The organism is uncultured Campylobacter sp. (assembly GCF_938045775.1).
Lineage (GTDB): Bacteria > Campylobacterota > Campylobacteria > Campylobacterales > Campylobacteraceae > Campylobacter_B.
In genome coordinates this window covers 1-17,036 of the sequence record NZ_CALIBH010000002.1, presented here as the reverse complement: position 1 = coordinate 17,036, position 17,036 = coordinate 1, and the positions used below count along the sequence as shown (strand labels likewise).

The 17,036-nt window shown below is 48.4% G+C and carries 15 protein-coding genes; 14 read left to right on the top strand and 1 reads right to left on the bottom strand.

Translation table 11 applies throughout. The features are described from left to right. From Q0238_RS00105 to upp, 13 genes are all read left to right on the top strand, one after another. Window positions 1-426 (top strand): ATP-binding cassette domain-containing protein (locus Q0238_RS00105; protein WP_297941643.1); only part of this gene is annotated, 426 nt, incomplete at its 5' end. A gap of 475 nt (window positions 427-901) precedes the next feature. After that, window positions 902-1,831, top strand: coding sequence for an MlaD family protein (locus Q0238_RS00100; RefSeq protein WP_177389034.1), 930 nt, complete (start codon window positions 902-904; stop codon window positions 1,829-1,831). A gap of 2 nt (window positions 1,832-1,833) precedes the next feature. After that, window positions 1,834-2,397 (top strand): hypothetical protein, encoded by a 564-nt coding sequence (locus Q0238_RS00095; RefSeq protein ID WP_297917038.1) that lies wholly within the window; start codon window positions 1,834-1,836, stop codon window positions 2,395-2,397. Continuing rightward, window positions 2,394-2,948, top strand: coding sequence for a Holliday junction branch migration protein RuvA (ruvA, locus tag Q0238_RS00090; RefSeq protein WP_297941639.1), 555 nt, complete (start codon window positions 2,394-2,396; stop codon window positions 2,946-2,948). Before Q0238_RS00095 ends, ruvA begins: the two co-directional genes overlap by 4 nt. Window positions 2,949-2,972: 24 nt before the next feature. After that, complete coding sequence (locus Q0238_RS00085) at window positions 2,973-4,004, top strand: D-alanine--D-alanine ligase (protein WP_297941637.1); 1,032 nt, start codon at window positions 2,973-2,975, stop codon at window positions 4,002-4,004. A gap of 59 nt (window positions 4,005-4,063) precedes the next feature. Further along, window positions 4,064-4,282, top strand: coding sequence for a type II toxin-antitoxin system Phd/YefM family antitoxin (locus tag Q0238_RS00080; protein ID WP_177389042.1), 219 nt, complete (start codon window positions 4,064-4,066; stop codon window positions 4,280-4,282). Next, window positions 4,272-5,003, top strand: coding sequence for an alpha/beta hydrolase (locus Q0238_RS00075; RefSeq protein WP_297941635.1), 732 nt, complete (start codon window positions 4,272-4,274; stop codon window positions 5,001-5,003). The genes Q0238_RS00080 and Q0238_RS00075 overlap by 11 nt, the downstream gene beginning before the upstream one ends. A gap of 825 nt (window positions 5,004-5,828) precedes the next feature. Continuing rightward, on the top strand, window positions 5,829-7,580 hold the full coding sequence (locus Q0238_RS00070; protein ID WP_297941633.1) for a Mur ligase family protein: 1,752 nt from the start codon (window positions 5,829-5,831) through the stop codon (window positions 7,578-7,580). A 249-nt stretch (window positions 7,581-7,829) separates the two neighbouring features. Then, entirely contained in the window at window positions 7,830-8,498 is a 669-nt protein-coding gene (locus tag Q0238_RS00065; RefSeq protein WP_297941631.1) for a DNA alkylation repair protein, read from the top strand. A 98-nt stretch (window positions 8,499-8,596) separates the two neighbouring features. After that, on the top strand, window positions 8,597-8,965 hold the full coding sequence (locus Q0238_RS00060) for a pyridoxamine 5'-phosphate oxidase family protein (protein ID WP_177389050.1): 369 nt from the start codon (window positions 8,597-8,599) through the stop codon (window positions 8,963-8,965). Window positions 8,966-9,223: 258 nt separating this feature from the next. Then, entirely contained in the window at window positions 9,224-9,997 is a 774-nt protein-coding gene (locus Q0238_RS00055) for an SDR family oxidoreductase (RefSeq protein ID WP_297941629.1), read from the top strand. Between the two features lie 377 nt (window positions 9,998-10,374). Then, a complete protein-coding gene (locus Q0238_RS00050) occupies window positions 10,375-10,968 on the top strand; it encodes a BON domain-containing protein (protein ID WP_297941625.1) in 594 nt (197 codons plus the stop codon). A 575-nt stretch (window positions 10,969-11,543) separates the two neighbouring features. After that, window positions 11,544-12,170: a uracil phosphoribosyltransferase gene (upp, locus tag Q0238_RS00045; RefSeq protein ID WP_297941645.1), complete on the top strand. Its 627-nt coding sequence runs from the start codon at window positions 11,544-11,546 to the stop codon at window positions 12,168-12,170. An 858-nt stretch (window positions 12,171-13,028) separates the two neighbouring features. Here the strand turns inward: upp and Q0238_RS00040 are convergent. Next, window positions 13,029-15,083 (bottom strand): ATP-dependent helicase, encoded by a 2,055-nt coding sequence (locus Q0238_RS00040; protein ID WP_297941622.1) that lies wholly within the window; start codon window positions 15,081-15,083, stop codon window positions 13,029-13,031. A gap of 41 nt (window positions 15,084-15,124) precedes the next feature. Between Q0238_RS00040 and Q0238_RS00035 the strand changes: the two genes are divergently transcribed. After that, window positions 15,125-17,036: transglycosylase domain-containing protein (locus Q0238_RS00035; protein WP_297941619.1), on the top strand; the 1,912-nt coding region annotated here is incomplete at its 3' end.

The window sequence follows — 17,036 nt, the reverse complement described above, 5'->3', positions numbered from 1 at the left end:
CGCGAATACTCTAAATTTAGCGAGCGCGAGATAGATGAGCTATCGATGTTTTGGATCCAAAAGGTGGGACTTAAAAAAGAGGCTGCCGCGCTTAGCCCAAACGAGCTTAGCGGCGGTATGAAAAAGCGCGTGGCGCTGGCTCGCGCGCTAGCACTTAGCCCTGAAATTTTATTTTTGGACGAGCCAAACTCGGGGCTCGATCCGCTCAGCGCCAGAGCCCTTGATAGGCTTGTTTGCGAGCTTAGAGACAGCCTCGGCGTCACGGTCGTTATGGTGACGCACGACGTGGATAGTATCTTTGACATTTTGGATAGGTTTTTGATCGTGGATAATCAAAAAATCGCCTTTGAAGGAAGCATCGAGGAGATTTCAGGCTTAAAGAATAACCCGCTTGAAGAGCTATTTAAGATGCGGCAAAGGGATTGAGCTTTGAAATTTAGCGAGCCGAAATATAGCTCGCGGCGGGTAAAATTTAGATAGGTAGGAGCTGAAATTTTAAAATAACGGCGGGAAAATTTTAAATTTTAAGCCTAGCGAGGAATTCCGGGCTCCGCAGGGCTTAAATTTTAAAATTTAGACCTTAGCGGCTCAATCGAAATTTTAAAATTTAGGCGGGTCGTATTTAAGGGCGCATTTATTGGATAGCGCATTAAATTTTAAAATTTAAACGAGCAAGCGGCGTTAAATTTAAATCGGGGCGGTAGAATTTTACGCTAAAATACGGCGCGACGATATTTTGAAATTTCAAAATGCACGCTAAGCTTTAAAATTTAAACTCAGATGATTCTGCGAATTTTGCGACTATTTGAGAAAGTGCTAAGTTTTAAAATTTAAGCTCAAATGGCTATTTTAAGGCATATCGCAGGGCTTAAATTTTACGCTCTGAAATTAGGAGAAAAGATTGGAAAATAGAACTTCATACACGATAGTAGGCGCATTTGTTATGATCTGCGTCGCGGCTCTTACGGCATTTATGTGGTGGATGCTTACTAAGACCGACCGCGGCGAGAGCTACCGCTCCTACTATATCCACACAAAAGAGCTTCCCGTAGGCATTAAGGAGAATTCCGAGGTTAAATTTATCGGTGTAAATGCGGGCATCATCAAAAGTATCGATTTTGCCGATATCGAAAATGCGATTATTGAGATTGAAATTTCAGTAAAAAGCAAACTACCGATCTCGCAAGATAGCGTCGCTAAGGTAGAATCTCAAGGCATCAGCGGAATCGCGTTTATAAATATCACGAAAGGAAGTGGCAAACTTTTCCCGCCGAATGATAAAAAGCCGATAATTGCGCTGGATAAAACGCTTCTTGATAAAATTGGCTCTAAAGCTGAAGTCATCACCGATAGTGTGAGTGAGATGATCTTTAAGATTAATGGGCTGTTGTCTAAGCAAAATACCGATAAAGTGGATAGAATTCTATCTTCGATGGATAAATTTAGCGCTGAGCTAAGTGATGAGAAAAAATTCCAAAGCTTAGACGCGCTGCTTGCTAACGTAAATACTCTCATAGCGAATTTAAACGAGCGCGAGAAGGAGCTAGACGCGCTGCTAGATAATCTAAACGCCTTTGCCGTGAGTGCTGCCAATCTATCGAATTCACTGGATAAAACCGCAGGCATCATCACTAAGCGTATCGATCGCGGCGAGTACAATCTAAAAGCGATCTTGGATCCTACACTTGAGGAGGCAAAAAACACTCTTGGCGAGCTAAAAAAATCGCTTAGAGAATTCCAAGGCGCGATGTTTAGGCTAGAGGACAATCCTTACGATTTCTTTTTCAAAGACACTTCTAAAGGCGCGGATCGCGACGATAAAAAGGAATAAAGATGAAAAATTTTATAAAGTTTACGCTTGCTGCGACGCTGGCGGCGATATTTTTAGGTGGCTGCTTAGCTAAGCAGGCTAAGCCATACACCTACTACGAGCTGCGTTATGATCAAAAGCGCTGCGTAAATCCTAGCGGTGCGCGCAAAAATATCTTTATCGACACCATCACGGCGACCGATCTCGTCGATAGGCGGGATATTTTAATAGTGGATTTTAGAAACCGAACGCGGTTCGCAAGCGACGCCAAATTTATCACGATGCCTAGCGAGATGGTATATAAGGCGCTGCTTGATGCGGCATTTTCCACCTGCTCGCTAAATCCGATCTTTGTGCCAAAAGAGCGGGATTTGCGCCTAAAAACCAGTATCGTAGCGCTTCAGGTCAATAACGATCAAGCAACCGTCACGATGGGGTATGAAATTTTGAATTCTTTAGAAAGCATAAAATCAGGCATCGTCACTAAGCGCGTTTTCGTGCCTGATCCTAGCTCGCAAAGCATTTATAATGCTCTAAATTTAGCGCTTAATGAGAGTATAAATGAAATTTTAAAGGCTCTTAGATGATAGCGGCGATCGAAGGGATTATAACGCGCAAGGAGCCCACTGCTTGCGTCATTAAATGCGCTAACGGCGTGAGCTACGCTCTTTCATTGTCATTAAATACCTCCGCGAAGCTCACGCAGGGCAAGCTGACCGAGCTTGCGTGTGTGCAAATTCTGCGCGAGGATGCCGATTCGCTGTATGGGTTTTTAGACGAGAGTGAAAAAAGGATGTTTGAAACCCTAATCAAGCTTAGCGGTGTAGGTGCAAGCACGGCGATGGCGGTTTGTTCGACGCTCGCTTCGCAGGATTTCGCGCGTTGCGTAGCTACGGGGGATGCTGCGACGCTAACTTCAGTTCCGGGCATAGGCCCAAAGACCGCTAGACGGATCATTGCCGAACTAGGCGATGCAAAGCTAATGGAATTCGGTCCTAGCGAGACTTATAAGAACGAAGCGGCGTCCGCGCTACAAAGCCTTGGATTTAAGCGCGATAAGATCAATCAAATTTTAGCGGGATGCAGCAGCACGAATACGTCAGATCTTGTCAAAGAGGCGTTAAAAAAATTAGCGTAAAAAAATAAAATTTGAAGGAAAGCAATGAAATTTGGCATAGTTTTTGGAGCTCAGAGCTACGAGCACGAAGTAAGTATCATCTCGGCAATTGCCGTCAAAAATGCCCTAAAAGGCTGGAACTTAGAGTTTGTATTTTGCGATAAAAATCGTAAATTTTACCGCATTGAGGATAAAAATATGCGCGCGGCGTATTTTAAGCAGGGCGGCTATGCTAAAGCAAAAGAGCTTAGTATCGATGCGGGCGGATTTTTTGAGAGCGGAATGTTTAGCAAAAGCATGCTAGAAGTCGGCACATATATCAATCTAATCCATGGCTGCGACGGCGAGGATGGCAAAATGGCAGCGCTATTTGAGTTTTTTGGCATCCCTTATATCGGACCTCGCATAGAAGCTAGCGTGCTAAGCTATAATAAAATTTTAACCAAGCACCTAGCTGCAATCGCAAATGTAAAAACCTTGCCGTATGAGATCGTAAATCGTACTAGCCTGCCTAATTTTAATTTTCCGATCATCGTTAAGCCCGCTCATTTGGGCTCTAGCATCGGAATTTCGATAGCCAAGAACGAAAGCGAGTTTAGCTACGCGCTGGATCAGGCTTTTGAGCTGGACGACAGCGCGATCGTAGAGCCGTACTGGGAAAATGTAAAGGAATTCAATCTTGCAGGCGCTAAAATAGACGGCAAAATCGTATTTTCAAACATCGAAGAGCCAAAAAAAGAGGGCTATTTAAATTTCGATCGTAAATATTTGGATTTTTCGCGTAGTGGCGCAATCGAGCCCGCTCGTCCTGGCGCTTTGCTAGAGGGCAAGATGAAAGACGCCTTTACGCGGCTTTATAACGCAGGATCATTCGATGGCGCGCTAATTCGCTGCGATTTTTTTGAAAAAGAGGGTGAAATTTATCTAAACGAGATAAATCCAAACCCAGGCAGCCTCGCAAACTACCTATTTGATGATTTCTCCGAGGTTTTAGCAGCTCTTGCTTCGTCGCTGCCGCCGATGAGGCAGATCCCTGTAAGCTACGAGCTGATCACCAAAATCACCGCTAATAAGTAGCCAATCGTTTAAAATTTTACGCTAAATTTTGCGTAAAATTTTACCCCAAAGGTCGAGCCATGATAAATCAAGACGAAATTTACACCGCTACCGAGATCGTGCGCAACTTCAGCACCGTTTTAAACAAGATCAAAAACCAAGAGATCAAAAAAGCCCTGATCGTCAAAAACAACAAATTTGAAGCCGTGATGATCAGTATGAGCGAGTTTGAGCGGCTCGAAAAAGCAGTCGAGCTACTCAAGGCCGTTTACGCCAAAAGGAGCGGCGGTGGCGAGTAAGGAGCTCGTCTGCGGCGGCGAGAGCTACAAAATCAGCTACGAAATTTCAAACCTGCAGTGCACCGAATATATTTTGGTGTTGCACGGCTGGGGTGCAAACAAAGCGCTTATGTCTCGGGTTTTTGCGGACAAATTCCGCCGTTACGCGTTAGTGTGCGTCGATCTGCCTGGATTTGGCGCCAGCTCGCAGCCCGCGCGCGCCCTTGGCAGCAAGGATTACGCGGAGATTATGCGCGCCTTTATCGCGGCTTTTGGCAAGCAGCCCGCAGCGATCATGGGGCACAGCTTCGGCGGCAAGATCGCCGCATTGCTGGCTCCGCGCAATCTAATACTACTAAGTAGCGCCGGTATCATCGAACCCAAGCCCTTTGTCGTGCGCGCTAAAATCGCGATTTTTAAAATTTTAAAAAAACTTGGACTTACGGGTCTTTGGCGTGCGTTTGCGAGCAAGGATGCCGCAGGTATGAGCAAAACGATGTATGAGACGCTAAAAAACGTCGTAAATGAGGACTTTCGCGCTATTTTTTCTGAGCTAAGCCCGCAAAATGCGCTCATCTTTTGGGGCAAGGACGATCGCGCCACTAGCCTAAAAAGCGGCGAGCTGATCCACTCGCTCGTCAAAAACAGCAAATTTTATCCGCTGGCGGGGGATCACTTTTTCTTTTTGCAGAGCGCGGATTTTATCGGCGAGCAGATCGAAAAGGAGCTTAGCGGCAGCTAAATTTAAAGCGAAACGCGATTTTGTATAAATTTTTAAAATTTAGCCGCGCAATTTTAGCGGCGCACTGCAAAAATTGCGCTTTAGATGCAAAAACAGATCGCGCGAATGTAAGAGCAGGGTGCAATTTAAAAGCGTTTCAATGCGGCGGCTTTAGTCCGGCTTATCTCGCGGCGCGCGTTTTAAAATTTTGCAATCTGTTTGCGCCAAAGATCGCAAACTGAAGCGTAAATTTAAATATAAAAGCCGCGAGTATGCGTTTAAAATTAGCGGCGCAAAATCCGCTCTTTGGGCACGCGGTATAAAACGCAAAGCTCAAATTACAACGCACCGGGTTAAAATTTTAAAATTTTACGCCGTAGCGGATCGTTTCCGCTCTGCGCTTGCGGTTGCGGCAGCCGTATAAATGAGGCGAAACCGCGCGTGTGTATCGTAAAGCAGACGATTAAATTTAGTCGCATAACCGCGTCATGTATTTGCCGCGACAGAAGGCCTATGTGCCGTAAATGATGTAAATCATCGCGCGAGATAGGGCGCGATGTCGCAAGATACGCAGCGTGCGAAAATTTCAAGTCGCGAGAGATGGATGCTGCGCAGTATCAAAAATTGGGGCGGCGCGCAGTAGCGAAAATTTATCTAGCGCGGCTCGTGCGGCCAACATGAGAGCGTGAATTTATGAGCGCGCAAGTTTGCAAAAATAGAATTTGCAAAGCGAGAATTCGTAAAAGTTGCAAATGAAGCCAAATGCCGGTTAGTCCGAGCTCGCCGCGTTTGCCCGCACAGGCTCGCAAAGCAGGCGCGCAAATTTATAAAAAGGAATTTTAAAAGATGAATATAATATTTTTGATCGTGCATGCGGCATTCGTCCTACTGCTGGGCTTTTATCTGATCACCTGCCTGCAGTGGTTTTCGTATAAGCCCGCGCGCATCATCTTTCACTTCACCAAACCCGCGTGGCACCTTTATTTTTTGATTTTGCCACTAGCGGCGTATTTTGGCTGCGAGATCGCGGCGAGCCTCTGCGCGGCTAAATTCGGCGCCGCGTCCCTGCACGCCGCCAAAATTCTAATCGTCGCGGTCTATGCGCTAGCGCTTTATTTTTGGCAAAGAGGGCTAGATAAAAAGCTCGTCTTTACGCCGCGCGTGAAGCGATTTTTCGCGATTTTGGCGGTTTGTGCGTTTGGCTTTAGCGCCGCGTTTTATGCTGCAAAAGCTCCGATTTCGCCGATCTTTTTGCCGCTTGGCGCCGCTCTTGGGGCGAGCTTTGCTTGCGAGCGGGCGCAGGCTGCGAAATTTAAGGCCGCCGCGCGCAAAAAACTAGCCCAGATGCCCTCCCTTACGATCATTCAGATCACCGCGAGCTACGGCAAGACGAGCATTAAAAACTTCTTGTATCAAATTTTAAAAAGCGACTTTCGCTGCTACAAGACGCCACGCTCGGTAAACACGCTAGCGGGGCTCGTGCGCGACGTAAACGAGGCGCTGCCTGCAGATACGCAGATCTACATCGCCGAAGCGGGCGCCAGGCTAAGCGGCGATATCGCCGAGATCACCGAGTTTTTGGCGCCGCAGATCGTCGTCGTGGGCGAGATCGGCGCGCAACACATCGAGTATTTCAAAAGCATCGAAAACATCCGCAAAACCAAGCTCGAAGCACTCACGAGTGCGCGGCTAAAGCATGCGTTTTTGCACAGCTCCACGCAAAAAAGCGCGGACGAGCGCGTCACGATCTACGACGAGGGGCTCAAAATTTGCGGCGCGGATCTGGACGGAATAAAATTTAGCCTTTGCTTGAGCGATGATGAAAGCGGTGCTAGCGGTGATATTTCCACGCTGCATGCAGACACATCCGCCGCAAGCGAGGAAAATTCCATATCGGGCGCGGAAACATACGTCGTAGAGGGCGCGGGGCGGGGTAGCTTGGACTTAGATGGTGTGTCTGAAGGGCAAAGCGGCTTGGACTTTAGTGCGGATAGTGCATCCAAAGAACAGGGCGCAGAGCAAAAAGAGTGCGGTACGGAGCAAGAAAAGCAGAAAGATCAAAAGGGGCAGGGAACGCAAGAGGGGCGAACTGGCGAGAGATGCGAGTTTTTCGCGCCGATTTTGGGCAAATTTAACGCCGCAAATCTCGCCGCGTGCATAAAGATCGCGCGATTTTTGGGTCTTAGCGCAGATAAGATCAAAAGCCGCGTCGCGCACGTCGGCGCCGTCGAGCACCGCCTCGCGCGGCTCGATGCGGGCGGCAAAATCATCATCGACGATAGCTTCAACGGCAATCTAAGCGGCATGCTGCAAAGCTACGAGCTGATGCGAAGCTACGGCGGGCGCAGGGTTATCATCACGCCGGGCATCGTCGAGAGCACGCGCGAGGACAACGAGACCCTGGCCGCCAAAATCGATGAAATTTTTGATCTCGCGATCATTACGGGCGAGCTAAATTCCGAGGTGTTGCAAAGCAGGATCGATCCAGCAAAGACTATCGTTTTAAAAGACAAGCGCGATTTGCAGCGGGTTTTGAGCGAAAATACGCACAGCGGCGATCTGATTTTGTTTTCAAACGACGCACCGAGCTTCATTTAAGCGGCTTTGGCGATACGGTTTGCTCTGCCCTGAGGCATACTGCGCGATTTGACAGGGTGAGTTTTTAGGCAAAAGACTTTGAGCGAGTGCGGCGAGCAATTTATAAAGTGGCGCGACCCGATAGACGATTAGTTGAAGCGTACGGCGCGATCTGTTTAAATAGATAACCTGTGCGGCAAAATTTCGGCGCGCCGAGATCAGCTCGTGTTTTGACGAGTTAAAATTTGTAATGAAATTTAAAGGAAAGCTATGGATTTACGAGAAAAGATACTTAAGCAGCTGCGGGCGCTAAGCGAGGAGAAGTTCGCGCAATTTTCGCAGCGCCTAATACCGACGCCGCAGATTTTGGGCGTGCGCACTCCCACGCTGCGCGCACTTGCTCGCAAAAGCTTCGCCGCTTTGGGCGGGGCGGACGAGCTGCAAAAATATAAGCCCTTTTTTCACGAGGAGTTCGTGCTAAAAGGCTTTTTTATAATGCTTTTGAAGCAGGATGAGGCGAAATTTGCCCTTGCGAGCGATTTTATTAAAACGATGCCTAATTGGGCGGTTTGCGATATGTTCGCTCCGAAATTCAGAGACGTCGCTCTTGCGGATGCGCTGCTAAAGCAGGCTAAAAGCGGCGCGGGCGAGTTTGAGCGGCGATTTTTCTACGTTTATTTTATGCAAAATATGGACGCGATCTCGCCTGAGGAATTTTTTGAAATTTGCGCCGCCGAAAGCGACGAGCGGTATTACGTGCAGATGGGCGCGGCGTGGGCGATAGCGGAGATGTTTATCAAGCAGCGCGAGATCACGCTTGCGTTTTTGGAGAGCAAGCGGGCGGTTAAATTTATCCAAAACAAGGCGATATCGAAGATCCGCGATAGCTTTCGCGTAAGCAAAGCCGATAAGGAGGCGCTTTTGAAGTATAAAATCTAACCGCAGCAGAAAGTGGCGGAGGCAGTTAGAATTTCAGTTGCGCGCGGGGCTTGTTAGCCAAAATCGCGAGCTTTAAAATGTAAATTTAAGGAGAGAAAATGTTTAGCAAGGAATTTTTGGAGATTTTGAATTATGAATGCGCCGTGGGTATCGCTACCTGCGCGCAGGGCGAGGCTCATATCAGCAATACGTGGAACAGATATCTCGTCATTAAGGGTGATCGCATCCTTATCCCCGCTGCGGGTATGAAAAAGACGCAAAGCAACGTGGAGGCTAATCCGAACGTCGAGCTTAGCGTCGCAACGAAGGAGCTAGCAGGCAGGTTCGGAGCGGGGCGTGGCTTTGTAGTGAAGGGCACAGCGCGTTTTATTGATAGCGGTGCGGAGTTTGAAGAAACGAAGGCGAAATTTCCGTTTGCTACGAGGCTACTTGAAATCACGGCTAGTAGTGTAAAACAGGTGCTGTAAGCCAAGCGGCGCAGTTTGGGTGGAATTTACGGATGGAATTCCCGATGAAATTCCGCCGCAAGCTTTGTGATGGAATTCCGCCGTGAAATTTTATCGATGGAATTTTAAAATTAGTAAAATTTTATCGACGAAATTTCGCTTCGCCGTAAAATTTTAAAGCGAGCGAAATTTTAAAGCCTGCAAAATTTCGAAGTCTGCGAGATCCATAAATCTCGCTCAAATTTTTAGAACGTAAATTTACGTATTGAAAGGAAAAGTATGAAACGATTAGAGGGCAAAACAGCCGTAATCACTGGCGGAAGCGACGGCATAGGGCTTGGCATAGCAAAGTGTTTCGCCAAAGAGGGCGCAAATTTGATCCTGCTCGGCAGAAGCGAGGAGAAATTAAAAATCGCGCAGGAGGCATTGGGCGGTTACGGCGTGAAAGCTTACGCGATAGAGGCGGATTTGGCGCAAAGCAAAACGATAAAAGGCCTTTGCGAGCGCATTTTAGCGCTACCTCTTAAGATAGATATCCTTGTAAATAACGCCGGGTTGGGAAAATTCGTACCGTTTGAGGCGACCGACGAAGCGCTGCTGGACGCTCATCTAAACCTAAACGTCAAAGCGCCCTATCTGCTTACTCAGGGGCTTTTGGGCGCGCTTGCGGCTAGCAAGGGCTGCGTGATCAATATTTCGTCGTATTTCGCAAACAGAATGCTCGTGGGGCGCACCACGACGGCGTATTCGATCACCAAAGGCGCACTAAATTCTTTCACCAAATCGCTTGCCTTCGAGGTCGGCAAACTCGGCGTGCGCGTCAACGCCATAGCGCCCGGTAGCGTGCTTACGCCGCAGTTTGAGCGAAATTTAAGCGCGCTTAGCCCGCAGGGGCGCGAGGCTTTTGAGCAAATGGTGCAAAATATATATCCGCTCGGCAAAATCGGCAGCGCGCAGGACATCGGCGATGCGGCGGTGTTTTTGGCGTCGGACGAGGCGAAATGGGTCAGTGGCGCGATATTTGCGATAGACGGCGGACTTACGACGAATTAGCCGCGACCGGGCGGAATTTTGGGCGCGGGTTTTGAAATATAAAATTTTACAGAAGCGAATTCCGCTGCGAGAAATTTTACTCGTAGAATTTCGCAGCGGCAAATTCACAATGAAAATTTAGCCACGTAGAATTTTACGGCGACGAATACTGCGCGCGAAATTCCGCCGTGGCGAAAGCGCAAAATTCCGCAAGCTGTGCGAATTACAACGTAAATTTTAAAATTTATATTGTAAAATTTTGCGGCGCGCGGTTTGGGCGTAATCTCGCGGCGCAAAATTTGAAGCTGCGGCAAAACGGCGCCTGCGGGGCTAAATTTAAAAAAGCGGCGCCGGCAGCGGCTTGAGACAATTAGAAATTAAACGAGATTGGAGAGGGTTTGAGGGTTTTGTTTCTAGCGATTTTAGCGGTGTTTTTGCTCTCTTGCGCGGCGCTATTTAGCTCGTGTGCGGCTCCGCTGGCGCCCGCTGGCAATGCGCTTAGCGTGTATGACATCTACTCCGTAGCGCGCGACCGCCGCAGCGTAAGCGAGGTCGCTAGCGACAAGCTCATCCAGACTAAAATCCAAAGCAAAATTCTATTTACCAAAGGCCTTAGCAGCTGGGATCTGGAGGTCGAGTGCTTCTACGGCGAGGTCTATCTCATCGGGCTGCTCGATAGCGAAGCGATGCGCGCGCCGCTACTTGCTTTAGCTAGACAAACCGAAGGCGTGAGGCGCGTGCATTCCTATCTGCGCATCAAAAAGCCCGAGTATCCGTGCAATTCGTTTGAAATTTTTGCAAATTTAAAGAAAAATCTCTTTTCCGACACCGACGTTTCGGGCACTGCGGTGCGCGTGGCGATCGTGGGCTGCGACGTGGTATTTAGCGGCGTAGTAACGGACATCGAGCACGAAAAGCACGCGATCTGGTACGCGACGCACGCACCCGGAGTTCAGGATGTGTATTCGTTCCTGCGCGTAGTAAAGGAGTAGGGGCTTTGCGGTTAAATTTTGATCGCTTCGGCACGGCAAATTTAGCCGCTTGCGGCGGGCTAAATTTGAGGATATGCCAGATTTATTTCAGCTCGTTTGCGGGGCAATCAGCGTGTATGAAATTAAAATTTTATCGGCGCGCAAGATAACGTGGAATTTTAAAATTTGGCTCATGAGCGAGAGCATTAAGTAAATTTAAAGCCGCCTCAGACGATAATTTCGCAGATAAAATTTACACCGCAAGCACCCGCCGTATTAAAACGCTAGGTGCCTATAAAAAGTGCGCTGTATTAAAGAGCGACTAAATTAGAGGCGACGCGAGCGAGCAAAATTTAAAAGCGCTAAATTAAAAGTGAGCCGCCGAGCTAAATTTAAATGTCATAACGCGTGCATTGCGAGTGAAAATGAGCTAAATTTAAAGTCGTGCCGCCGTTATCGGTAAAATTTTAGCGCCACGGCGCGGGAGTTCGCATCAAAATAGATAATTAAAATGCCCAAGAGGGCGCAAAATTTAGTAAATTTAAGGAGAGAAAATGAGCCAAAGCCAAAAATGTACGCACCAAACCGCGTGCGAGCTGCCTAACGTGAGGCTGATCAAGCACCCGCTGATCGAGCATAAGCTCACGATACTGCGCGATAGAGGGACCGATCCGTTTCAGTTTCGCATGCTCGTCGATGAGATCAGCTACCTAATGATGTTCGAGGCGACGCGCGATCTGGTGCTGCGCGAGGTGAGCGTGCATACGCCCGTGGCGCAAACCAGCGCGTATAAGCTCGCCACAAAGATCATGATCTGTCCGATTTTACGCGCCGCTCTGGGGATGCTAGATAGCGTATTTAAGCTCATGCCAGACGCCAGCGTGGGATTTTTAGGCTTTCAGCGCGATGAAAAGACCGCACAGGCGGAGTTTTTTTACGCCAAACTGCCCACAGACGCCGCAGAGCGCACCGCAATCATCATCGATCCGATGTTTGCGACCGGCGGCACGGCGATCGATGCGGTGAAATTCCTGCTGAAAAACGGCGTTAAAAAAATCAAATTTATCTCCATCATCGCAGCGCCCGAGGGACTTCATAAATTTAGCGAGATCTACCCGCAGGTCGAGGTTTTTACCGCGGCGATCGACGAGAGATTAAACGAGCAAAAATATATCGTGCCGGGCCTCGGAGACGCGGGAGATAGGGTGTTTAATACGCTGTGAGTTTACGCGACGAAGGACTTTGCGCTGCGTTAAATTTGCGCGGACAGTATTTTATGCGGCGATAAATTGATCGGCAGTAAATTTTACTGGCAATGAAATTTTGCATCGCGAAATCTATTTATCAAATATGCGGGTTACTGAGGCGCGGAATTTCATTGCGGCAATAAATTCGGTAGGGTGCGTATTTTTTACAGCGTGCGCAATACGTAGTAAAATTTTAAATTTCGCAGCGCTATAAATTTGAAGCGCTTTAAAATTTTAACTCGTCGTGGAATTTGTGGCATTTTGGAATTTGTTAAATAAAATTTGAGCTCCGCGATGTATAAAACACGCAAATTTCAAAGCAAGAAAAAAAGCAAAATAGGGCGGTGAAATTTCATTATCGCCGAATTTTGCCGTAGAATTCTGTCTGCGCAAGACTTCGCAGAGATTTTTATTGTATTAAAATTCTGCGGAGAGCGGGAGTAAAATTTTAAAATTTAATCCTGCGAGTTGCAGTGTGAAATTTTACAGCTGCCCGCACTGCAATATCACCATTTTCAAACCATCTTTTATCGCGCTGTTACATAGCGCGCGCAGCTCGCAAAAAAATTCCAAGCAGTCACGCTTTTCATATCAGCTTAAAACCCAGCCGTCGCCTCCAAAATTTAGCGGGCCGCAAAATATCGCCGTAGCGCCCGCACCGCAAAATTTACAAATCGCAAAATTTGAAAAAATCGCGCTGCAAAATTCTTACCAAGCAACCCGATAAAGAAGCAGGGCGGCGCACCGGGCGTACGCGAGGAGTAAAATTCTTACCCAAACTATCCGTCAAACGTGCTCAAATGAAATTTCAAAATTTAGCGAGCAAAATTTCGCTTACTTTACCAACCCCGCTTCCCTTAAAAAGCAGCTCGGCTCGTAGCTAACTTTTCTGATCTTATCAAATTTCGCGTAGCTTAGCACCAGCTCGTCGCGCGCTCTGGTGACCGCCACGTAAAATAGCCGCCGCTCCTCCTCCAGGCTGCCGCCCATCGCCATTAGTTTGAGGTTCGGGAAGCGGTTTTGCGCCAGATCGATGAGATAGACGCCGCAAAACTCAAGCCCCTTGCTTGCGTGCACGCTGAGCAGATTCACCCCCTCGCCCTCGCTCATCTCCTTTGCGCCCAGAGTTATGAAGTTATAAAAGCTCTGCGGATCCGCGTATTTGCCGGCGATCTGCTCTAAAATGCCGCATTTATCGTAGATACGAGCGGTCTCGTCCTTTTTGCGATCCTCATCTATCTTGCCGTTTTTCAGTGTCGCGCGTTTCGTCGCGATGAAATCTGCCACAAGCGCAAAAAGGCGCGAGTCTTTGATATGCGAGATCAGCGTGACGGATCTCGCAGCGGAGCCGTTTTTTTTAAAAATTTTATAAATTTCGTGCAAAAATACGGCGCCGCTCTCGGTGATTTTATTGTGTTTTAGCACCGGATGCGAGCGAAAAAACTCGTCAAATTCCAAAGCTTCAAAGCGCGATACCGAGCCGATTATATCCACATCATCAAAAAGCCCGAGCTGGTAGTTTTTCCTCTTTTTTTCAAAAATTTTAACGCTCTCGTCGGGGTGCAAAAGCCCTGCGTGAATGCTTCCGTGCCCAAGCGCGATCAGCGCGTCGAAAAGCTCCTTACTTAGCGCGTTGCCGACGCCTCTTGCGTATTCGCACGTGCTCATAAATGCCATCATATCTTTGGGGTTTATTATCATCGCGAAAATATCAGTAAAGGCCTTGATCTCGCGGCTTTCAAAAAAGCTTACGCCGCCTTTTCGCTTCGCGCCGATGCCGAGCTCCTTAAGCGCGACCTCGACGCCGTCGGCGCTAGAGTTGTTGCGAAAGATGACGGCGATCTTTTCGCGCGGAGTGCCGCTTTGCGCGATCTGTGCGGCTACGTGGGCGTATTGTGCCGCCGTATCGTCGTAAACATGCAGCTTAGGCGCGCTAAATTTTCCCTCGCGTCCCACGATCAGCTTCTTTTCGTAAAGGCGCGGATTGTTCGCGATGACGCGGTTTGCAAGCGCCAAAATCGCCGAGCTTGAGCGATAGTTGATATTTAGCGCGTAAATTTTAGCGTCCGCAAAGCGCTTGCCGAAGCTGCCGATGATGTCGATGTTTGCGCCGTTAAAGGCATAAATGCTCTGATCAAAATCGCCGACGCAAAAAAGGCTTTTCGTCGCGAAGGCATCGATGAGGCTTCCTTGCAGCGAGTTCGTGTCCTGATACTCGTCCACTAAAATTTCATCAAACCGCAGCGGCGCGCCCTTTCGCAGCTCATGGCGCATTTTTAGCAAAACGTCGTTGAAATCGGCGTAGTTAAATTTCGCCTTTTCCTCTTCGAACTCGCGCAAAATATCTGCGTAAATTTCGGCAAATTCCGCCTGATCCTCGTAGTTTTTGCTAAACCACGTCTCAAAATCCGCGCTCATCTCCTTGTTTTGATACAGCGAGTACACGTCGTACAAATATGCCCCGCCGTAGGGGCGCGCGTCGCTTACATGATAAAATTTTCGCCTTTCTACGAGGCTTTTTAGCAGGGTTTTTAGCTCGGCGGGCTGCTTTAAAATCACTCCTTTGCCCAGCTCGCGAAGTAGGGCGTAGGATACGGCGTGGAAGGTGCCGGCGACGATTGCGGAGGTAATTTTTTTATCAAAATGCCGCTGCAGCCTCGCTATCATCTCGCTTGCGGCCTTATTCGTAAAGGTAAGGAGCAAAATTTTTCTAGGGCTCGTGCCGAGATTTAGCAGATGAGCGATGCGCGCGACGATGGTGCTGGTTTTGCCCGTGCCTGCGCTTGCGATTATTAGATTATGTCCAGCAGGAGCGGTTGCAGCGGCGTATTGTTCGGTGTTTAGCTTAGCTAGAGCGTCCAAGATTATTCCTTTGCAAAAAGGCGCCATTATAGCCTAAAATCATTAAAATTCTTTGATATAATTGCGCGATGAAATTTCTAAAATTTACGTTAAAAATCGCGCTATTTTGCGCATTTGCATTCGCTCTGTTTTTAATCCTAGACGCGCTTTATCCGCTAAATTTGGATATGCTAAACAAGCAGAAGAGTAGAATTTTATATGACCGAAACGGCGAAATTTTAAATATGCAGATCAGCGACGATCAAATTTGGCGCTTCTACGCGAGCGCGGACGAGATACCGCCGCGGCTGAAACAAAGCGCGATATACTTTGAAGATCGCTATTTTTACTACCATTTCGGCGTCAATCCAGCCTCGATCCTGCGCGCGGCTACGTATAATTTTACGCAAAATTTTACTAAAAAAAGCGAGGGCAACGTCGAGCGCGTCGGAGCCTCCACGATCACGATGCAGGTTGCGCGTATGATGCGCCCCAAACAGCGCAGCTACAAGAACAAAATCATCGAAATTTTTAACGCCTTTCAGCTGGAGTGGCACTTTAGTAAGGATGAAATTTTAGGAATGTATTTCAACCTCGCCCCATATGGCGGCAACATTGAGGGGGTCAAAACCGCGGCGTATTTTTATTTCAAAAAGGACCTGCGCGAGCTTAGCAACGCTCAAATCGCGCTTCTTAGCGTGATCCCGAAAAACCCGAACAAAAACCGCCTGGACCGCAAATCAAACATCAACGCGCTTAAAAACCGCCTAATTTCGCAGCTGCGAGAGGGCGGCGTGATCTCGCAGAGCGAGTATGAGCGCGCCATCGCGGAGCCGTTTTCGCCCAGACGCTACGCAGCGCCCAATTATGCGCCGCATTACGCGCTACTAGCGTTTAGCAATTATAAAATGCAAAATTTTACCGCCAAAGATGACGTAAATTTCACTCAAAATTTTGATTCTAACGGAGCGCCCGGCGGGGCAGCGGGGCAAGCAAGCTCGTCTGCGCACCGAGCCGCGGCGGCAGAGTTAAATTTTTCAGACGCGACTAGTGCCGAATCAAATTTTACGGCTGCGGCGAAGGTTAGGGCGAATTTATCAAGCGCCGTAAACGCGCAGGCGGGAGTGGATTTGAAAGAAATGAATCCCAAAGAGGCGGATTTTAAAACAGATGCGCCAAAGAGTTTAAATTTAGGCGGAGCGAGCTTAAATTTAAACGAGCGCGAAGGCGCAAAATCGCAGGCAGGCGTAAAACCAAATGAACGAAAGAGCGCAAATTTAGATGAGCGGCGATATTTTATTGCCGCGCATCCGCCGCAGAATCCGCAGGCAGATGCAAACTCTAGCGAGCGGCCGAGCGTAAATTTTAGTGTGCAGACGGATTTCGTTTCAGACGCTAGTGCGCAGACGCATTTCGCTTCGTCGGACGCTAATGCTCAGACAGATTCTACTCCAGGCGCCAAAATACAGACGGCTTCTGCTGCAAGCGCCGAATCGCAGGCAAATTCCGCTCCCAACGCCAAGGTGCCGCAAAATTTCGCTTTAGCCGCCCAGGCGCAAATAAATTCCGATCTAAACGCCAAGACGCGGGAAAATTCCGCAAACTCCGAAGCGAGAACGCAGCCCAAGGAGCAAACCGTGCGAGCACAGGAGCTTGCGCGTCTAAACGAGGGTAAAATTTATTCGAGTTTGGATCTAAAAACCCAGATCGCGCTTGAGGGTTTTTTGAAAAGCGAGATCCTCTCTCTACGCGATAAGGGCGTTAGAAACGGCGCTGCGGTGCTGATCGACAACGAAAGCATGAGCGTGATCGCCTATGTCGGCAGCCACGATTTTAGCGCTAATGAGGGGCAAAACGACGGCGTGCGCTCGCAAAAAAACGTGGGCTCGACGCTCAAGCCCTTCATCTACGCCAAAGCCCTTGAGCACGGGCTCATCACCCCTTCAAAGAAGCTGATCGACGCGCCGATAACCTTCGCGGGCTACGTGCCGCGCAACTACA